The sequence below is a fragment of the Streptacidiphilus neutrinimicus genome, assembly GCF_000787815.1.
GTDB lineage: Bacteria > Actinomycetota > Actinomycetes > Streptomycetales > Streptomycetaceae > Streptacidiphilus > Streptacidiphilus neutrinimicus.
This window is the reverse complement of the sequence record NZ_BBPO01000179.1, coordinates 1-2,592: the sequence shown is the minus strand read 5'-3', so window position 1 is coordinate 2,592 and position 2,592 is coordinate 1. Positions and strand designations below refer to the sequence as shown.

The window sequence follows — 2,592 nt, the reverse complement described above, 5'->3', positions numbered from 1 at the left end:
GTGGCGAGCGTCCCCGCGCCGCAGCCCACGCCGAGCCCCACGCCGCCTCCGTCGAGTCCGGCCCCGCAGCCCGCCGCGCCGGCGCCGGTGCCCGCCGCGGTGGTCAAGCCGTCCCCGAAGCCCGCGCCGAAGCCACCGGTCCCCAAGCCGACGCCCAAGCCGACGCCGACCCCTACTCCGACGCCCGCACCGCCGCCTCCGCCGCAGAGTTACTTCGTGGACTCCCTGCCGTTCCAGGGTGTGTCGAACAACGACGGCCCGGCGATCGAGCCGGACGCGCTGAACTGGCTCTGGCAGCGTCCGAACGGCGTCAGCGTCGGCGGCAACGCGTACAGCCGGGGCATCACCGTCGTCGCGCCGTCGCGCACGCTGATCGACCTGAACCGCAGCTGCACGCTGTTCTCGGGGTCGGTCGGCATCGACGACATGACGATGGGCCTCGGTTCGGCGAGGTTCACGGTCGAGGACGGTGACTCGGGCGCGGTGCTGTGGCGTTCCGGGGTGGTCCACGGCGGGGATCCGGCGATGTCGTTCAGCGTGCCGTTGGCGGGGCTGACCTCGATTCGCCTGGTGGTCCACGGCTCGCACGGGTTCCTGGGCGGCCAGATCGCGGACTGGGCGGACGCGGGCTTCACCTGCTGAGCCGCCCGCGGCGGTGGGGCGCGGGCGGAAGCGCCCGTCAGTCCTCCAGCTGTGCCACCTGACGCAGGGCGGAGAGGAAGGTCTCGGTCTCCTGCGCGCCCTGGACGGCGTACTTGCCGTCGAAGACGAAGGTCGGCACGGCACTGACGCCGATCTCACGGGCGTGCGCGAGCTCGCGTCCGGTCTCGGCGCGGCCCTCGTCGGACGGGAGGAAGGCCTCGACGCGCGCGCGGTCCAGCCCGGCGGCGACGGCGACGTCCGTCAGCGCGGCGAAGTCGGCGACATCGACGCCGTCGGAGAAGTGCGCCGCGAGCAGCCGCTCCTTCAGGTCCGTCTGGACGGCCGTTCCGTACTCCTGCTCGGCGAGCCAGAGCAGCCGGTGGCCGTGGACGGTGTTGACGTGGAGGGCGGCGTCGAAGTCGTAGTCGATGCCCTCCTGCTTGCCGATGGCGGCCACCCGGTCGTCCATGGCACGCGACTGCGGGCCGTAGCGCTCCTCCAGCCAGGCGCGGTGCGGGCTCGGCTCGGTCGGCGCGTCCGGGACGAGCTGGTACGGGCGGTAGACGACCTCGACGTCCTCGGCGCCCTCGAAGGCGGCGAGGGCACGGTCGAAGCGGCGCTTGCCGATGTAGCACCAGGGGCAGGCGATGTCCGAGTAGATCTCGACCTTCATACGGGCAGGCTCCTCACACCTTCACAATTCTCTGCGCAATCAGAGAACGTCTCGGCCGCCCGGTTCATTCCCGTCCGGCAGGCCCGCCCAGCAGGTCCGCGCCGACAGGTCCGTCCGGCAGGTCCCTCAGCGCTTCGGGCCCGGGACCAGCAGGACGGGGCAGAGCGCGTGGAACAGCAGTGCGGAGGCCACCGACCCCACGAGCAGGCGGGAGAACCCGCCGTTGCCGCGCGCGCCGAGAACGAGGGTGTGCTGGCGCGCGGACGCGCTGAGCAGCAGCGTGATCGGATCCCCGGCGACGACGTGCAGGGTCGGCGCGACGGTCACCCCCGGCACGTTCGCGCAGGCGGCGGCGACGCCGCGCTGCACGACGTCCGTCATCCCCACCAGCAGCCGGTCGACGCTGTCCTGCATCACGTCCTCCAAGCCTGGGGTCACGACGCTGGGCGTGGGATTCACCGCGGCGAGGACGCGCAGCGGCAGCCCGTGCACCTGCGCCTCCTGGAGCGCGCGCTCCAGCGCCCACAACGAGCCGTCCGAGCCGTCCACCCCGACGAGGACGCCGACACCGGCGTCGGCGGGGGGCAGCTCGTGCGAGACGGGTAGTGGGCGCATGCAGTCATGATGCGGTGACGTGGTGACGAGCGGTCAGCTGCAACACGCCCTTCCTGCGCCCTCAGCCTCCCACCGCGGGGACGGTCGGACTGCGCAGGTCGTTCCAGCAACTGCCCCTGCGGCTGTGGAGCCGACGGACCCACAGCTCCGTCGCTATGAGCTCCGGCAGGCCGTCCAGCGGACCGGGCGCCGTCTCCGACGTGGCGGCGGCGAGCGCCTTGCGGGCGTGGGGGACGTCGATGACGCCCCATCGGCCGAGGAGCGAGGTGGCGAGCAGGCGGTCCAGGGCCGGGGCGGCCCGACGCAGGCCGGCGCGCATCGTGGCCGTGGAAGGCGAGGCGTCGTGCGGGCCCGAGCCGTTGGTGGCGAGGTCGTCCAGGAGGGCGGTGACGCCCGCGCCGGCGAGGACCGCGCGCAGGATGCCCTGGCGCGCGCCGGGCTGGATGCGCGCACGGTCGGGGACCAGTCGGCAGGCACGGACGACCTGGTTGTCGAGGAACGGCGCGTGCAGGCGGCGGCCGCGCGCGTCGGGGGCGGACTCGACGACCTGGGCCAGGACCCGGAAGTCGGCCGCGCGGCGTTGGAGCGCGAGGCGGGCGCGCCGAGCGCCCGGCCGCTCGTCGGGGGCCCCGGCGCGCGCCGCCAGGCGCAGACGACCGGCG

Annotated in this window: 4 protein-coding genes; 1 reads left to right on the top strand and 3 read right to left on the bottom strand. The window is 74.1% G+C overall.

Annotated elements, in window-relative coordinates; all coding sequences use genetic code 11:
• Window positions 1-216 precede the first annotated feature (216 nt).
• The gene (locus tag TR48_RS39600) at window positions 217-642 is read left to right on the top strand and encodes an NPCBM/NEW2 domain-containing protein (RefSeq protein WP_161789997.1); all 426 of its coding nucleotides are present in this window, start codon (window positions 217-219) and stop codon (window positions 640-642) included.
• A gap of 37 nt (window positions 643-679) precedes the next feature.
• Here TR48_RS39600 and TR48_RS38385 read toward each other — a convergent pair whose 3' ends face one another.
• The 3 genes from TR48_RS38385 to TR48_RS38375 all read right to left on the bottom strand — a co-directional run.
• Window positions 680-1,315, bottom strand: coding sequence for a DsbA family oxidoreductase (locus TR48_RS38385; protein WP_042375628.1), 636 nt, complete (start codon window positions 1,313-1,315; stop codon window positions 680-682).
• A gap of 126 nt (window positions 1,316-1,441) precedes the next feature.
• Entirely contained in the window at window positions 1,442-1,930 is a 489-nt protein-coding gene (locus TR48_RS38380; RefSeq protein ID WP_052443398.1) for a universal stress protein, read from the bottom strand.
• 61 nt (window positions 1,931-1,991) lie between these two features.
• Window positions 1,992-2,592: asparagine synthase-related protein (locus TR48_RS38375; protein WP_042375627.1), on the bottom strand; the 601-nt coding region annotated here is incomplete at its 5' end.